Raw genomic sequence first — 14,924 nt, forward strand, 5'->3', positions numbered from 1 at the left:
AGCTCCGCCCTCAGGCGTCGCGTGTCCTGAGGACCAGATGGGCGGCAAGCGTCGCCCAGAGGGTGAAGATCGTCATGACCGCCAGCCCGATGACCGGGGGCAGGGAGCCAGCTCCAGCGTTCGTGTACGAGATCTGTCCGGCGGTGGTGGGCCAGTAGGTTCCTGCGACGTCACCGAGGAGGCCGGGCATTCCCGGAGCGAGAGCGGGGACGAGCAGGGCGACGGTGACCATGATCGCCAGCGCGCCCGAAGAGCTCCTCGTGATGGCGCCGCATGCCAGGCCGAGGGCGGCGGTGAGGACGAGGTAGGCGACCGCACACAGGATGGCGCGGATCGTGCCCGGGTCGGCCACGCTCGCGGTCGGCAGTCCGGCCGCGGCGAGTGCCGCCTGGCTGGCGCCGAAGCTGCAGGCCACCGTGACGACGGCGGTCGCGAGCGAGACGAGTGCGGCGATGGCGAGCTTGGTCGCCAGGAGCTTCCCACGCCGAGGAGTGATGGCGAGACTCGTGACGATCTGACCTGTGGCGTACTCGCTGGTGATGGCCTGTGCGCCCAGGGTGGCGACGAGGATCTGGCCGACGAGGATGCCCTTGAAACTGACCCCGGTGGGGTCGAAGTCGGCGGGAAGATCGGCCTGCCAGTCGGCCAGCAGGCCGCTGATGCCCAGCAGGCTGACCATCACGGTGACGATGACGGTGGCTGCCGCGATGACCCATGTGCTGCGGACGCTGCGGGTCTTGATCCATTCGGAGGCGAGGACGCTCATGTCAGGCGGCCCCGTGCTCGGTGGCGGTCATGCTCAGGAATGCGTCTTCGAGGGAGTCTCGGACGAGCGTGAGCTCGGACAGCTCGATCGCGGAGGAGGCGGCGATGTGGCCGACGTGATCGGTCGTCGCCTCGGGGATGGTCAGCTCGTCGGAGGCGCTTGCTTCGGGTGCGGCGGACAGCCCGGCGCGAGAGAGTGCGTGGAGAAGTCCCTCTCGGTCCGGCGTACGGACGCGGACGTACTCGCTCGCATGGGCAGCGATGAACGCCTTCAGCGGCTGGTCCGCCAGGAGGCTGCCTCGGTGGATCACGACGAGATGGTCGGCGGTCAGCTCCATCTCGCCCATCAGGTGGCTGGAGAACAGCACCGTGCGGCCTTCGGCTGCCAGGTCGCGCATGAGGGATCGGGCCCACCGGATGCCCTCGGGGTCGAGGCCGTTGAGCGGTTCGTCGAAGATGACGATGCCGGGGTCGCCGATCAGCGCTGTTGCCATGCCGAGCCGCTGCTTCATCCCCAAGGAGTAGTCGCCGGCCGGCCGGTCTCCGTGCTCTGCCAAGCCGACGAGCTCCAGGGTCTCGGCCACCCGGCGCCGTGGCACACCGCCGGCGCGAGCGACGGCCGTGAGATGGTCGGCTGCCGTCCGACGGGGGTGCACCGCGCGCGCGTCGAGCATCGCACCCACCACGCGCATGGGCTGATGCAGCTCTGCGAGTCGGCGCCCGTCGATCGTCGCTGTGCCGCTGGTGGGCTTGTCCAGGCCCAGGAACATCCGCAAGGTGGTGGACTTGCCCGCGCCGTTGGGTCCGAGAAAGCCCGTCACCATGCCCGGCGTGACCTCGAACGAGAGGTGATCGACCGCGGTGATGGGTCCGTAGCGCTTCACGAGCGCGTGCGCCTCGAGGGGCGCGGGTGGGGAGGTCTGCATGCGAACAACACTACACCGTGTCGTGTAGTTCTACACTGATCGGTGTAGACTCGGGCGGGCACCGAGAAAGGACGCGACCATGACCCAAGCACCGGCGAAGCCAGTGCGGCAAGGACAGGCGCACAAACGCGCTGCCATCCTGGCTGCCGCGCGCGAGCTGTTCAGCCAAGAGGGCGTGGAGCGCACCAGCATGGATGCCATCGCCGCACGTGCGGAAGTCTCGAAGCGAACCGTCTACGACTATTACGGCGACAAGCGACGACTCCTGCTGGGCGTCATCGAAGATGCGGGCGAGGCGGCGCTGGCCACGTTGCGCGAGCTGATCGAGCAGCACCTGTCCGAGGAGGACCTCGACCGCTCCGCCGCAGGACTGGAGCGAGCCCTCACGACGTTCGCGACCGCTCTGGGGGGCTCCCAGCTCGCTTCATCGAACTACGCAGCCGCGGTCAAGCTGATCGCCGAGAACGAGTCACAGCTGCCTGAGCTGGACGATCACCCCCTGGACCGGGCGCATGCAGACGCGTTGGCCGAGCGGCTTGCCCGTTTCGCGAGCATCGGTCTGCTCGACGTCGAGGACCCTCGCCTTGCCGCCGACCACTTCCATGCCCTCACCACCCTGCGGGTGCTGAACGAACCGCTTCGCCGGCGCGCAGACCTCGAGCATGTCCGGCGCGTCATGGCCGACGGCGCACGCGTGTTCATGCGTGCCTACGGGACCGAGGCGCCTGCATGACCGGCGCCGACTCCGAGGGGTGCAACTCCCTCGTCGACAGCGAGGCGGCGACGCGAGCGCGTCAGGCGGCGGCACTGAAGGAGCGCATCTACGTCGTCTTCACGGTCCTCGCCGTCGTCATCGCGCTCCGCGCTCACGGCCAACATCCCACGGCCGGCGTCGCGATCGGTACCCTGGCGCTCGCTGTCATGGCCACCATCTGCGCGGTCTACGTCGCGGACCTCCTCAGCCACATGGTCATTCACGCCCACCTGCCCAGCGCCTCCGAGCACCGGCACATGCTCGTCGGCACTCTCGGTGCAGGTGCTGTCGCGATCCCGTCCCTGGTGTGCCTCGCGCTCGCCGGAGTCGGTCTCTATGACATCGCTACGGGCCTGCTGGCCGCCATGCTGGTCACGATGGCCACGCTCGTCGCCGTCGGCCTACTCGCTGTCCGCAGGCTCTCCATGTCCCGTGCTCAGCGGATCGTCATCCTCTTCGCGGAGAGCGCCCTCGTCCTGGTCGTCATCGCCCTCGAGCTCCTGTCGCATCTGTAGGCCGACCCCGTCATCGCTTGCGAGTGCCGATGCCGAACTGCATGAGGTCGCGTCCCACGACGACCTTCCCGTCGAAGCCACGTCCTGCGTTCTTCCACCGAGACTCGGGCCCCGAGGGTGGCACGAGGTGCGAGAGAACGAGCTGCTTGACGCCTGCCGGCTGGGCCACGTCCCGTCCCACCTGTTCGATGGTCGTGTGCGATGCGAGGAGGTGCTCGCGCGTGGCTGCGGCGATCTCCCCGGGCAGTTGAGACGTGATGTCCTGGACGAACATCGGATCGATCACCTCGTGGACCAGGCAGTCGGCACCCTCTGCCAGCGCGATGAGGTTCGGGCTCACCGTCGTGTCCCCGGAGACGACGATCGAGCCGTCGGGGGTGTCGAAGCGATAGGCGAACGCCGGGGCGGTCGGACGATGGTCGACCAGTGTCGCCGTCACTTTCACGTCCCCGTCGACCCAGACGTCGAGAGGACGGGTCAGTCGGGGCGGGACCCCGGCGGCGTCGACGTCCCACGTTCCGGCGAGGTCGATCTCGGAGATCTCGAACCGCGAGGCCGGGTCCGCCATGTTCGTGTCCCTGATCCGATCGTTGAGGTCAGCTGCGAACGCGTTGCGCAGCGTCGCGGTCATGCCTGCGATGCCCAGGGACGGATCGGCAGGATTGATCGGCTCGACGTCGGGGCGCGTGGGCGGGAAGAGTCGCGGCAGTTGCGCGCGCGGACCCGGCCCGAAGACGCGGATCGGGTCCGTGCGGCGGATCGAGTTCGGCGGTGCCGTCGCGTAGAGCGTCGGCCAGTCCGCGACGTGGTCACTGTGCAGGTGCGTGAAGAAGATCCCGCGGACGTTGTCCAGGAGGGCGCCGGCCGCATCGGGTGCGCCGCTCGAGGCGGCGACACCGCTGCGGTTGAGGCTGGCCATCGCTCCCGCGCCCAGGTCGACGAGGTAGACGCTTTCTCCATAGACCACGGCGGTGGAGATGCCGCACGACCTCTGGTCCTCGAAGAGCCCCGGTCCACCTGCGGTACCGAGGAGGACGACCCTGGTGAAGTGCTTGCTCACCGGGCCCTCGGCCCGTGGCGGCGCCGCCGCGCCCGCCTCCGGACTGGCGCCCAAGCCGAGCGGGTCCGCCAGGAACAGCGCCGACGACGTGGCTCCGAGTGCCGCAGAGGCGCCGAGAGCCCCGAGGAATCGTCTCCGACCAGGCGGAGCGGGTGAGTTCGACATCGTGAAGGTCTCCTTGCCGATCGTCGTGTGCCGAGAGCCTCAGGCCTGCGGCAGCGTCGAGACCCAGTCCCGCAGGATGCCGACGTAGCGCTCGGGCTCGAGCGCGTGCATGATGTGCGGCGCGTCGGGCGCATCGACGTAGTCGACCTTCACGCCGGCTTCACGCATGAGCTCCATCGCCTTCTCGGCCTGGAGGTCCGACATGGCGCCCATCAGTCCAGCGGTGGTGGGGTCGATGAGGCGGAAGTGGTGCGTCACGAGGACGGGAGCCTTGACCTGCGCCAGCATCGTGTGGTGAGGGCAGGTCTGGGCGACCGTGCCGTCGTAGAAGGCTCGAGCCCACTCGGCGTCGTACTCCTTCAGGTTCTGCGGGGCTTCGTCGGGGAGCGGCACCTGCCGGAGCATGGGGATCTCGGAGTTGCGCATGGCCTTCAGGTACGCCTCATAGTCCCCCACGCACCACTGGTCTCCGAGGAAGTCACGCCAGTTGACGAAGATGTGGCCGGCAGCCTGTCGGATCGTGTGTCCGACCTTCGGAGTGAGCTCGGAGGCGAAGAAGGGAGCATCCTCGGCGAACGCGGCACGGATCTGTCCCGGGAGGGAGTACGCCGCCAGCCACGCGGCGATCAGTCCGCCCGACGAGTTCCCCGCCACGATGACGGGGCGACCGATCACCTGGTCGATGAACCGGACGAGGTCGTTGCCGAAGTTGTCGAGGCTGTATCGGCCCGGAGTCCACGTGCTCCGCCCCTGTCCGCGCATGTCCACCGCGAAGACATGGAAGTCGTCCGTGAGCAGATGCATGACCTCTTCGTAGCCCCACCACGACTCGCTCTGGGACGGCAGGAGAAGCAGGGCGGGCTTCGTGGGTGATCCGGCCTCCGCGTAGTTCATGTCGATCTCGCCGAGGTTCACGAGCTTCTCCTCGAAGCCGTGCGCGACGAACACGTCGTCCGGTGCTCCGTGTCGGGTGGGGGACCTGTCGTTCATGGGCATTCCGTTCTGTGAATGGTCGTGCGTGAGGGCGGGTTCGCTAGACCGAGGCGGTCAGCGAGGGCGTGTGCCCCGTGATGATGTCTGGATCGAGGAGAGAGGCGTCGTCGCCTGTCCACGCGATGTGCTGGTCCGGCCGGACCACGGTCAGGTGGGATTCGCCGCCTGTCGTCCCGGCGGGAACGGTCGCGACCTTCACGGGGATGGATCTGCTGGAGAACTCGTCCAGGATGCGGGCCAGCGACGGGGAATCGAAGTCGCAGGGCGCCAGGACGGTGAAGGCCGTTCCGAGCACGTCGTAGAGGGACAGCGTCGGCCCCAGCCAGGCATGCGGGAGTCGCGCCCCCGGTGCAAAGGTCGGCTCGTAGCGCTGGACCTCGCGACGATCCGGCTCGGGGCCCTGCGCAACGATCGGAGAGCCTGCGTACGAGTAGCCCAGGACGAGGCCGAGGGAGTAGAACTCCTCGGCCTTCGTCCGTTGCAGCCCCTCGGCGGTGCGGGAGATCCCGGGACCGGATGCCTCGAGATTCGCGCGTGCGGAGGCGATCGTCTCGGCCGCCACGTGACGTCGTTCCGCTTCATACGATGCGAGGAGGTGAGGTCCGCCCCAGCCCTGCAGAACGGCGGCGAGCTTCCATCCGATGTTCACCGCGTCCCCGACGCAGGTGTTGAAGCCGTGGCCGCCGAACGGCGGATTGAGATGGGCGCTCTCGCCGACGAGGAAGATCCGCTCCGACGAGAACCGGTCCGCCAGGAGCATGCGAGGAGTCCATGGGTCCATGGCCTCGATGCGGAGGTCGAGATGGGAGGAGTCCACGCCGGCGAGCTCGCCGATCAGCCGGCACACCTCGGCCTCGTCGCTCACGTGCCCCGCACCCGCGAGCCCGGCCCACCAGCGACCGTCGTGGTCCAGTCTTCCCAGACCTCCGGGGACCGTCGGGCCGATCGCCCAGTAGTGGATGGCATCGCCGACGACGGGGCGAAGCTCTCGCGAGGTGAAGACGACGTTGAGGTTGGCGCGGGGAGCCGACGTACCCTCCAGGACGGCGCCGATCGCGTCTCGACACAGACTCCAGCCGCCGTCGCAGCCGACGACATACCTGGCGCGCAGCGCAGTGACCGTCCCGTCCGTCGGCTCGATCTCGACGGTGACGCCGTCGACGTCTTCGGCGACCTTGACTGCGCGAGAGCCGAGCCGAAGCTCGACGAGCCCGCTGGACTGGAGATGCTCGCGCAGGACGTCCTCGACCACTGGCTGGGGTACTTGCTGGCTGGTCTCGGCGGCGAACGGGAGTCGCTCACCGGACAGTCCGAAAGCGCCGTCGAACTCCGTGATCACGTCGCCGGACAGGTTGTCGCAGAACAGGACGCGTTGCGACCATTCGGGCTTCAGGTGTGCGCGCTCCCGCACGTCGTCGGCGACTCCCCACCGACGAAAGTGCTCCATCGTGCGGATGCTGGTGGTCTTGGCGCGAGGGCGGTCGTGGGACACGTGCTGGCGCGGCTCGACCACGACCGAGCGCACACCGTGGTGTGCCAGCTCGGCAGCCGTGGCAAGGCCGGAGGGACCGCCGCCGATGATGACGACATCGTGGACGGCGTCACGCGGGGGAGACGAGATCATGGCCTGTATGTTTCACCGTGTGACCGCAGACACACGACCGCAATTCCGATGAGTGGAACACTCGATGCGCAACCGAGGTCCGGACGGCCGGCCGAAGGGGAGCCACTGCTGGCACGTGCCTTTCGGATGCTCGGCGCCTTTCGGGCCCCCGGCGAGGCGCTCTCGCTGAGTGCGCTGGCCACCCGCGCGAGGCTGCCGAAGAGCTCCGCGCTGAGAATCGCGTCTCAGCTCGTCGAGCTGGGGGCGCTCGAGAGACACGCCGACGGCAGGTTCGTGGTCGGCCTGCACCTGCTGGAGCTGGCCACGATGGCTCCTCGGGGTCACGGACTGCGCAGTGCCGCGCTTCCCTTCATGGAGGACCTGCATCGCGTGACCGACGAGCACGTGCAGCTGGCCGTTCGTGAGGGGTCCGAGGCCGTCCTGGTCGAGCGACTCTCCTCCAGGGGCGCGGTCGCCGTGGCTCACCGAGTGGGTGGTCGGATCCCCTTGGACCAGACGGGTGTCGGGATCGCACTGCTCGCGCACGCGCCCGACGGCGTCCTGGTCGACGTGCTGGGGGAGTCGGCCGCAGATGCCGAGGCGGCCAGGCACCATCGTCGAGTCCGGCAGCTCATCGCCGTCGTTCGGCGGGAGGGCGTGGTTGCCCTGACTGGTCCCAATCCCCTGAGGAGTGGGCCGCGCCAGATCACGACCATCGCGGCGCCCGTCATGGACGGCCGCGGCGAGGCGCTTGCGGCGATCTCGATCGTGCTCCCCGGAAGCGTCACCTCGAAGAACTCCCTTCGAGTCGCCCTGCGGGCTGCGAGTTTGGGCATCTCGCGCGCGGCGATGCTGTCCTGACGCGCGCTGCCGACCGCATCAGTGGGCTTCGAGGGCGACGTCGCCGCGAAGTCGATGTCCTTCCAGCAGCAGGTCCGTCGTGCGGCGGATGTGCGCCTCGGTGCGACTGACCGCGGTCTCAGGGTCGCGTCCGATCGCCGCTTCCATCAGTTCACGGTGCTCGGACGCCACGTCACGGTGCGATGCCTCGATCGCCGGTGCAGCCCAGCAGCGGTACACCTCGGCGACGGACCTCAGGCGACGCGCGGTGTCCACCAGGTACGGATTCGGGCAGCCGAGCAGGATCGCCAGGTGGAACTGCTCGTGCGCCACGATCCAGTCCTCGTGAACGGTGGTGCCGGTTGCCTCGGCGGTGCGGCGCACGAGCGCGTGGTGTCGGGCGACGATCTCAGCCTCCCAGGCAAGATCGCCGTGGTGAATCGCCTGACGTGTCACGAGACCTTCGATCGCGACTCGCGCCTCCGTCAGGTGGGTCAGGCGATCGATGGAGACGTCGATGACGCGGTAGCCCAGCTGGGGTTCGGACGTGGCGAGCCCCTGCTCGACGAGTCGAGGCAGCACCTCGCGAAGCACGCCGGTCGAGACGTCGTACCGTGCGCCGAGATCGGTGAACCCGAGCCGCGACCCCGGGGGAAGGGTGCCGTTGAGGATGTCCAGACGGATCGACCGCAGAACGCCGTCTGCTCGAGTCGTGTTCCGGGGTCGAGCACCTCGCGTGGGCATGCGTCCACTCTACTCAATCTCGTCCCGACGATACGATCGTGTACGGTATTTCGAAATTGACAGGTATTGTCGAACACCTTCGAGGAAAGAGGGACGCGATGCGACTCGCGAACCGTGACGGACGCGCCGTCATCATCTCCCCAGACGGAACCTCGCTGACCGATGTCGAGCGAGCATCGAGCGGTCGCTTCGGGCCGGGGCTGCCCGAGGTCTACGATCGCTGGACCGAGTTCACCGAGTGGGCCGAAGGAGCGACCCTCGACGGCGAGCGTGAGCCCGTCACGATCAGCGACTTGGGGGCACCGTCGCCGGCGCCGCGCCAGATCTTCGCCATCGGGTTGAACTATCGAGATCACGCGGATGAGGCCGGCCTCGACCACCCGGCGGTTCCCCCGACCTTCACCAAGTGGGTCGGGAGCTTCGCAGGCCCCGAAGGAGCCCTTCGGCTGCCCGCTGCGACCGTGGACTGGGAGGCCGAGCTCGTTGTCGTCATCGGCCGCCGAGCGGACCGGGTGGCCGCTTCCGATGCCTGGCAGCACGTCGCCGGCCTTGCCGTGGGCCAGGACTACTCGGAGCGAGCCCTCCAGCTGACCGGGCCTGCTCCTCAGTTCTCGCTCGGGAAGTCCTACCCGGGATTCGCTCCCCAAGGTCCATGGCTCTCCACCCTGGATGAGGTGGAGGATCCCGATGATCTGCCGATCGAGTGCTCCATCAACGGCGAGACGGTGCAGAAGAGCTCGACGGCGAAGCTCATCTTCTCCGTTCCCCAGATCGTCGAGCACCTGTCCGCCGTGGTTCCGCTTCTCCCCGGCGACGTGATCTTCACGGGTACCCCGGCGGGTGTCGGCGGTGCCCGGAAGCCTCCTCGCTTCCTCGCGGACGGCGACGTCGTGGAGACGACGATCGCCGGGCTGGGCAGCCTGAGACAGACCTGCTCGATGATCAAGCGAGAGGACGCCTGACATGGCACTGCACCGACTCACCGGCATCACCCTCGGCGTCCCGGACGTCGCGAGGACCGCCGCCTACTACGAGGACTTCGGTCTCACTCGCGTCGAGGGAGCGGCCGACGCCGATCGTGCGCGGTTCTCCACGGTTGACGGCGGCGAGCAGCTGGCCGTCGTGCGCTCGGCACGTCGGCGTCTGCTCGACCTCGGTGTCGGAGCCGACGACCCTGACGACCTCGATCGTGTGGCCCGCGCCCTCGAGCGGCTCGAGGTCGAGGTCATCCGCTCGGCGACCAGCGTCGAGGCGGTGGATCCCGGCACCAACGTGCGTGTACGGGTCGAGATCGCCGAAAGGATCTCTTCCGACCCCGGTCCGCTCGCGACCTACAACCGCCCCGGAGCCACCGACCGGCTGAACGAGCGTGCCTCGAGCGTCTCCCGCGAGGCCCCGGTCCGTCCGAGGAAGCTGGGTCACGTTGTCCTGGGCTCGACCCAGCAGGAGGCATCGCAGCGGTTCTTCACCGAGGGACTCGGCTTCAAGGTCAGTGACGAGGTCAAGGGCGCTGCCGCGTTCATGCGATGCTCGACCGACCACCACAACGTGCTCGTCCAGAGTGCGCCGGTCGATCTCCTGCACCACACGTCCTGGCAGGTCGATGACGTCGACGAGGTGGGGCGCGGTGCGTCGGCGATGCTGGAGGCAGATCCCGAACGACACGTGTGGGGCCTGGGGCGTCATGCCATCGGTTCCAACTTCTTCTGGTACCTCAAGGACCCCGCAGGGAACTTCTCCGAGTACTACTCGGACATCGACTGCATCGTCGACGATGCACTGTGGAAGCCGCGGGTGTGGGAGGGGGCGCGAGCCCTCTACGACTGGGGGCCGCCTCCTCCGCCGTCATTCCTGGCTCCCGAGGATCTCGCGGCGCTGATGACGGGTTCGCACTCGTCATGACCGAGCACGTTGCGAAGAGCAGAGCCGGGGAGCACGACCTGCCGTTGCCGCCGGGCACGGCCATGAGGGACTTCGCCGATCAGGTCTCCCGGAGGCACGGAGTCGGCCTCTCGACCTACGGGCTGCTCCACGCGTGGTCCGTGGAGCAGCCGGAGCAGTACTGGGGGGAGGTCTGGCGGTACTTCGACGTGCAGGCGAGCGCCCCGTTCGACGAGGTCCTCGACTCCCAGATCATGCCGGGAGCACGGTGGTTCGGTGGCGCTCGGCTCAACTATGTCGAGCAGGTGCTGCGGCATGAGCATCACGGCGACGACCCCGCGATCATCGTTCTCGGGGAGGGACGGGATCGAAGCGTCGTCAGCTGGGCGGACCTTCACACCCGCGTCACCGCATTCGCGGACACCCTTCGCTCGAACGGCGTCGTCCCCGGCGACCGGGTCGTGGGCTACCTGCCGAACGCGGATGAGGCGATCATCGCTTTCCTGGGATCTGCCGCCGTGGGAGCGGTGTGGGCCGGATGCGCGCCTGACTACGGCGCAGCGGCCGCAGCAGACCGCCTGCAACAGCTCGAGCCCAAGGTGCTCGTCGGAGTCACGGCGACATCCTTCGGAGGAGTCCTGCAGGATCGTCGCGATGTGCTCCTGGAGCTGAGCAAGCGGCTCGATCCCGACCTGGTCGTGACCGTCGCCAGGGGCGAGATGGAGATCAGCGCGCCCGCCGACGGCCCCACGACATGGCTGACGTGGGACGAGGCCGTCACTGCGCACGACCATCCGGCTCCGCTTCGAGCGGAGCAGGTCGCGTCGGACCACCCGCTGTGGGTGCTGTTCTCCTCTGGCACGACGGGCGTGCCCAAGGGCATCGTGCACGGACACGCCGGCGTCCTGGTCACGCACCTCGCGGCACTCGGGCTGCACCAGGATCTGGGCGCCGAGGACGTGCTCTTCTGGTACACCACGACGAACTGGATGCTCTGGAACATCGTGGTCGGAGCCCTGCTCGTCGGCGCGACGACGGTCGTCTACGAAGGCAGCCCGGCCCATCCGACCCTCGATGTCCTCTGGGACATCGTCGCGGACGAGCGCGTCACGCAGTTCGGCACCAGCCCGGGCATGCTCCAAGCGGCAGCCTCGGCGGGTCTGGAGCCCGGACGTGATCATGACCTCTCGCGACTGCAGAGCATTCTCCTGACCGGTGCCCCGGCTCCAGAGTCGGTCTATGAGTGGTCGGCCCGCGCTGTCTCACCCCGCATCCCGTTGATCTCGACCAGCGGAGGAACGGACGTGGTGAGCTCGTTCATGGGAGGAAGCCCCGGCGTGCCGGTGCGTCCGGGGCAGATTCCGGGACCACTCCTGGGCGTTGCGGTCGAGGCCTGGGATGACGACGGCCAGGCTCGGCGCGACCACGTGGGCGAGCTCGTCGTGACCGCGCCGATGCCGTCCATGCCACTGGGACTCTGGAACGACCCCGACGGCTCGCGCTACCGGGAGGCGTACTTCGACCACTTCCCCGGCGTCTGGCGGCACGGGGACTGGGTGACGCACACCAGTGCGGGCTCGTTCATCGTGCATGGGCGATCGGACTCCACGCTCAACCGGAACGGTGTCCGGCTCGGCTCTGCGGACGTGTACTCGGTCGTGGAGAGCGTCGACGGAGTCGCGGAGGCACTCGTCCTCGGCGTCGAACGTCCTGACGGCACCTATCGCATGCCGCTCTTCATCGTGGCCGAGGAGGGGCACGAGGTGGACTCCGCCCTCATCGAGCACATCACGGAACGGCTTCGCGCGGAGTGCTCTCCCCGGCATGTCCCGGATGAGTTCCACGTCGTCGAGGCGCTGCCGCACACGAAGACGGGCAAGAAGCTCGAGGTGCCCCTCAAGCGAATCCTGCAGGGCGCTGATCCGGCCGACGTCCTGAGCGCAGGTGCCGTCGACCGTCCGGACCTGGTGGAGGCATACGTCGAGCTCGAACGGGCTTGGACCGAGGCCGCAGCCCGTGCCGGGACGACGGCAGGAGGCACCGCGTGAACAGCTGGGCCCAGGCCCGACGCCTGGTGCGTCAGCGGAGCGCTGATCGGCCACCAGGAGATGAAGGCTCACCCTTTTGGTGTTCATTGGCTCCGAGCAGGACGACTACTACCGCCTGATCGAAGGACTTGCCGCCGACGGACTGCGCCGCGGGAGGACTCCCGCCGGGGTGGCGCGGGGTGCCGAGCTCAGCCGAAGGCGCCGTGGCGGCCGGCGCCTTCGGCGAACCGGGTCGCCCCGGCGACCATGCCGGCGTCGATGGAGACGACGCCGTGGCGGTACTCGGCTGCGAGGGCCGCCTGCTCGTCGAGACCCTCCTGCTCGAGCACCGAGAGGCGGTCCTCGCGCAGGCAGGTCTGCGGGAACGCGGCGATCTCGCGCGCGAGCTGCTGAGCGGCGGCTAGGGCCTCGCCCGGCGGCACGACGCGGTTGGCCAGGCCGATGCGCAGGGCCTCGTCGGCCTCGACCGCGCGTCCGGTGAGGATCAGGTCCATCGCGACGCTCGTGCCGATGAGGCGCGGCAGGCGGACCGTGCCGCCGTCGATGAGCGGCACGCCCCAGCGCCGGCAGAAGACGCCGAGCACCGCGTCCTGCGCCACGACGCGCAGGTCGGCCCAGACCGCCAGCTCGAGGCCGCCGGCGACGGCGTGACCCTCGATCGCCGCGATGACGGGTTTGCCCAGCCGCATCCGCGTGGGTCCCATGGGTCCGTCGCCGTCGGGCTCGAACCGGTTGGGGTCACCGGCGGCGAGCGCCTTCAGGTCGGCTCCGGCGCAGAACGTCCCGCCCTCGCCGTGCAGCACCGCGACGCTGGCCTCCGTGTCGGCGTCGAAGGCCGCGAACGCCTCGACGAGCGCCTCCGCGGTGGCCCGGTCCACGGCGTTGCGGGCCTCGGGCCGCGCGATCCCGATCGTCGTGACCGGGCCGTCCCGGGTGATCGTGACGGACATCGTTCAGGCCGGCATCGCGCGGTCGATGATCTCGCCGACGTCGGCGCGCGGGGGGAGCGTGCCGAAGGCGCCGCCCCAGTCGCGTTCGAGGCGCGAGCCGGTGAAGGCGTCCGCGACCGCCGCCGGCGCGTGCCGGACGAGCTGGCTGGCCTGGAAGACGAGGGCCATCTGCTCGACGATGCGCCGGGCACGGAACTCGAGGTCGTCGAACGAGGTGAACTCCTTCTTGAGCCGGTCGACCGCGGCGTCGTACCGGCGGTCCGCCCCGCTCGCGAGCTCGGCCTCGGCGAAGAACGCGTCGAGCGTGTGCGGCTCCTTGGTCATGGCGCGCAGCGCGTCGAGCGCGGCGACGTTGCCCGAGCCCTCCCAGATCGAGAGCAGCGGCATCTCGCGGTAGATGCGCGCGACGTCGAAGTCCTCGATGTACCCGTTGCCGCCGAGGCACTCCAGCGCCTCGTTGACCATGGAGGGCGCGCGCTTGCAGACGTAGTACTTGGTGACGGCGAGCGCGATGCGGCGCAGGGCAGCCTCGCCCTCGTCGCCGCGCGTGGCCCGGTCGTTGGCGCCCGCCAGCCGCAGCATCGCGGTGGTCGCGGCCTCGGACTCGACCTGCAGGTCGGCCAGCACGTTGCGCATCGCGGGCTGGTCGACCAGCCGCTTCCCGAACGCCGACCGGTGCCGGGCGTGGTGGGCGGCCATCGTGAGCGCCGAGCGCATGCCGGACGCGGAGCCGATCACGCAGTCGAGGCGGGTCATGTTGACCATCTCGACGATGGTGCGGACGCCGCGGCCCTCCTCGCCGACGAGCCACGCGACGGCGGCGTCGTACTCGATCTCCGACGAGGCGTTCGACCGGTTCCCCAGCTTGTCCTTGAGGCGCATGAACCGCATGGCGTTCCGCTCGCCGCCGGGCAGGACGCGCGGCACGAGGAAGCACGAGACTCCGGCGGGCGTCTGCGCGAGGGTGAGGAACAGGTCGCTCATCGGCGCGCTGGTGAACCACTTGTGCCCGCGCAGGACGTAGGTGCCGTCCGGCTGCCGGGTGGCCGTGGTGGTGTTCGCGCGGACGTCGGAGCCACCCTGCTTCTCGGTCATGGACATGCCCGCGATCAGGCCGCGCTTCGTCTCGGGGTCGCGCAGGCCGAAGTCGTACTCGCGGTTCGTCAGCAGCGGCTCGAACCGCGCCGCGAGCTCGGGGTTGGCGCGCAGGGCGGGAACGACGGCGTAGGACATCGAGATCGGGCAGCCGTGGCCGGCGTCGACGTTCCAGGTGAAGAACTTGGCCGCGCGGGCGACGTGCGCGCCGGGACGGTCGTCGGCCCACGGCGCCCCGTGCAGGCCGTGCTCGACCGCGGTGCGCATGAGCTGGTGGTACGCCGGGACGTACTCGACCTCGTCCACGCGGTGTCCGTAGCGGTCGTGCGTGTGGAGGCGCGGCGGCACGCACTCGGCGAGCCGGCCCCAGTCCTGGGCTTCCGTCGTGCCGGCCAGCCGGCCCAGCTCGTCGATCTCGGGGAGCGCCCAGCCGGCGCCCTCGCGCTCGAGACCCTCGCGCAGCGCGGGATCCGCCGCCGTGTTGTGCCCCACCAGCGGGGGGACCTGGTTGAACACCTCGTGCGTGGCACTCGTCATGCCGTGATGTTACATATTCGACAACAGTCGTGTCCAGATGCGTAGCGT

At 69.2% G+C, this 14,924-nt stretch carries 14 protein-coding genes; 6 read left to right on the top strand and 8 right to left on the bottom strand.

Translation table 11 applies throughout. The annotated features are described in order from the left end of the window. Positions 1 to 10: 10 nt before the first annotated feature. Together O3S82_RS04505 and O3S82_RS04510 are read right to left on the bottom strand one after the other, a co-directional pair. Positions 11 to 766 (bottom strand): ABC transporter permease subunit, encoded by a 756-nt coding sequence (locus O3S82_RS04505; RefSeq protein WP_269305856.1) that lies wholly within the window; start codon positions 764 to 766, stop codon positions 11 to 13. Between the two features lies 1 nt (position 767). Continuing rightward, positions 768 to 1,691, bottom strand: a complete 924-nt coding sequence (locus O3S82_RS04510) for an ABC transporter ATP-binding protein (RefSeq protein ID WP_269305858.1) — start codon at positions 1,689 to 1,691, stop codon at positions 768 to 770. A 79-nt stretch (positions 1,692 to 1,770) separates the two neighbouring features. Here O3S82_RS04510 and O3S82_RS04515 point away from each other — a divergent pair, with 79 nt between their 5' ends. Beyond that, positions 1,771 to 2,424, top strand: coding sequence for a TetR/AcrR family transcriptional regulator (locus O3S82_RS04515; protein ID WP_269305859.1), 654 nt, complete (start codon positions 1,771 to 1,773; stop codon positions 2,422 to 2,424). After that, entirely contained in the window at positions 2,421 to 2,960 is a 540-nt protein-coding gene (locus O3S82_RS04520; protein WP_269305861.1) for a hypothetical protein, read from the top strand. Before O3S82_RS04515 ends, O3S82_RS04520 begins: the two co-directional genes overlap by 4 nt. A 10-nt stretch (positions 2,961 to 2,970) precedes the next feature. Here O3S82_RS04520 and O3S82_RS04525 read toward each other — a convergent pair whose 3' ends face one another. From O3S82_RS04525 to O3S82_RS04535, 3 genes are all read right to left on the bottom strand, one after another. Continuing rightward, positions 2,971 to 4,020 carry an MBL fold metallo-hydrolase gene (locus O3S82_RS04525; RefSeq protein WP_269305863.1) on the bottom strand — a complete coding sequence of 350 codons (1,050 nt, stop codon included), beginning with the start codon at positions 4,018 to 4,020 and terminating at the stop codon, positions 2,971 to 2,973. A 204-nt stretch (positions 4,021 to 4,224) separates the two neighbouring features. Continuing rightward, positions 4,225 to 5,175 (bottom strand): alpha/beta fold hydrolase, encoded by a 951-nt coding sequence (locus O3S82_RS04530; RefSeq protein WP_269305865.1) that lies wholly within the window; start codon positions 5,173 to 5,175, stop codon positions 4,225 to 4,227. Positions 5,176 to 5,218: 43 nt separating this feature from the next. After that, the gene (locus tag O3S82_RS04535; RefSeq protein WP_269307031.1) at positions 5,219 to 6,760 is read right to left on the bottom strand and encodes an FAD-dependent monooxygenase; all 1,542 of its coding nucleotides are present in this window, start codon (positions 6,758 to 6,760) and stop codon (positions 5,219 to 5,221) included. Here O3S82_RS04535 and O3S82_RS04540 point away from each other — a divergent pair. Beyond that, on the top strand, positions 6,671 to 7,642 hold the full coding sequence (locus O3S82_RS04540; protein ID WP_269305867.1) for an IclR family transcriptional regulator: 972 nt from the start codon (positions 6,671 to 6,673) through the stop codon (positions 7,640 to 7,642). The two genes, O3S82_RS04535 and O3S82_RS04540, sit on opposite strands and share 90 nt — an antisense overlap. 18 nt (positions 7,643 to 7,660) lie before the next feature. On the opposite strand, the gene O3S82_RS04545 is transcribed toward O3S82_RS04540, so the two are convergent. Further along, positions 7,661 to 8,365 carry a GntR family transcriptional regulator gene (locus tag O3S82_RS04545; RefSeq protein WP_269305868.1) on the bottom strand — a complete coding sequence of 235 codons (705 nt, stop codon included), beginning with the start codon at positions 8,363 to 8,365 and terminating at the stop codon, positions 7,661 to 7,663. A 98-nt stretch (positions 8,366 to 8,463) separates the two neighbouring features. Between O3S82_RS04545 and O3S82_RS04550 the strand changes: the two genes are divergently transcribed. Genes O3S82_RS04550 through O3S82_RS04560 form a run of 3 tightly spaced genes read left to right on the top strand, consistent with a single transcriptional unit; the run spans position 8,464 to position 12,294 of the window. Then, positions 8,464 to 9,327: a fumarylacetoacetate hydrolase family protein gene (locus O3S82_RS04550; RefSeq protein WP_269305869.1), complete on the top strand. Its 864-nt coding sequence runs from the start codon at positions 8,464 to 8,466 to the stop codon at positions 9,325 to 9,327. A gap of 1 nt (position 9,328) precedes the next feature. Further along, on the top strand, positions 9,329 to 10,267 hold the full coding sequence (locus O3S82_RS04555; RefSeq protein ID WP_269305871.1) for a VOC family protein: 939 nt from the start codon (positions 9,329 to 9,331) through the stop codon (positions 10,265 to 10,267). Then, positions 10,264 to 12,294 carry an acetoacetate--CoA ligase gene (locus O3S82_RS04560; RefSeq protein WP_269305873.1) on the top strand — a complete coding sequence of 677 codons (2,031 nt, stop codon included), beginning with the start codon at positions 10,264 to 10,266 and terminating at the stop codon, positions 12,292 to 12,294. The genes O3S82_RS04555 and O3S82_RS04560 overlap by 4 nt, the downstream gene beginning before the upstream one ends. Positions 12,295 to 12,482: 188 nt before the next feature. On the opposite strand, the gene O3S82_RS04565 is transcribed toward O3S82_RS04560, so the two are convergent. Continuing rightward, positions 12,483 to 13,244: a crotonase/enoyl-CoA hydratase family protein gene (locus O3S82_RS04565; RefSeq protein ID WP_269305875.1), complete on the bottom strand. Its 762-nt coding sequence runs from the start codon at positions 13,242 to 13,244 to the stop codon at positions 12,483 to 12,485. A 3-nt stretch (positions 13,245 to 13,247) separates the two neighbouring features. Beyond that, positions 13,248 to 14,876 (bottom strand): acyl-CoA dehydrogenase family protein, encoded by a 1,629-nt coding sequence (locus O3S82_RS04570; protein WP_269305908.1) that lies wholly within the window; start codon positions 14,874 to 14,876, stop codon positions 13,248 to 13,250. Positions 14,877 to 14,924: the final 48 nt, after the last annotated feature.

Source organism: Aeromicrobium sp. HA (assembly GCF_027171405.1).
Taxonomy (GTDB): domain Bacteria; phylum Actinomycetota; class Actinomycetes; order Propionibacteriales; family Nocardioidaceae; genus Aeromicrobium; species Aeromicrobium tamlense.

Coding starts and splice junctions, on each gene's coding strand:
- O3S82_RS04515 (WP_269305859.1), top strand. CDS start 1,771: ATGACCCAAGCACCGGCGAAGCCAGTGCGGCAAGGACAGGCGCACAAA.
- O3S82_RS04570 (WP_269305908.1), bottom strand. CDS start 14,876: ATGACGAGTGCCACGCACGAGGTGTTCAACCAGGTCCCCCCGCTGGTG.
- O3S82_RS04520 (WP_269305861.1), top strand. CDS start 2,421: ATGACCGGCGCCGACTCCGAGGGGTGCAACTCCCTCGTCGACAGCGAG.
- O3S82_RS04505 (WP_269305856.1), bottom strand. CDS start 766: ATGAGCGTCCTCGCCTCCGAATGGATCAAGACCCGCAGCGTCCGCAGC.
- O3S82_RS04560 (WP_269305873.1), top strand. CDS start 10,264: ATGACCGAGCACGTTGCGAAGAGCAGAGCCGGGGAGCACGACCTGCCG.
- O3S82_RS04530 (WP_269305865.1), bottom strand. CDS start 5,175: ATGAACGACAGGTCCCCCACCCGACACGGAGCACCGGACGACGTGTTC.
- O3S82_RS04565 (WP_269305875.1), bottom strand. CDS start 13,244: ATGTCCGTCACGATCACCCGGGACGGCCCGGTCACGACGATCGGGATC.
- O3S82_RS04510 (WP_269305858.1), bottom strand. CDS start 1,691: ATGCAGACCTCCCCACCCGCGCCCCTCGAGGCGCACGCGCTCGTGAAG.
- O3S82_RS04545 (WP_269305868.1), bottom strand. CDS start 8,365: ATGCCCACGCGAGGTGCTCGACCCCGGAACACGACTCGAGCAGACGGC.
- O3S82_RS04555 (WP_269305871.1), top strand. CDS start 9,329: ATGGCACTGCACCGACTCACCGGCATCACCCTCGGCGTCCCGGACGTC.
- O3S82_RS04550 (WP_269305869.1), top strand. CDS start 8,464: ATGCGACTCGCGAACCGTGACGGACGCGCCGTCATCATCTCCCCAGAC.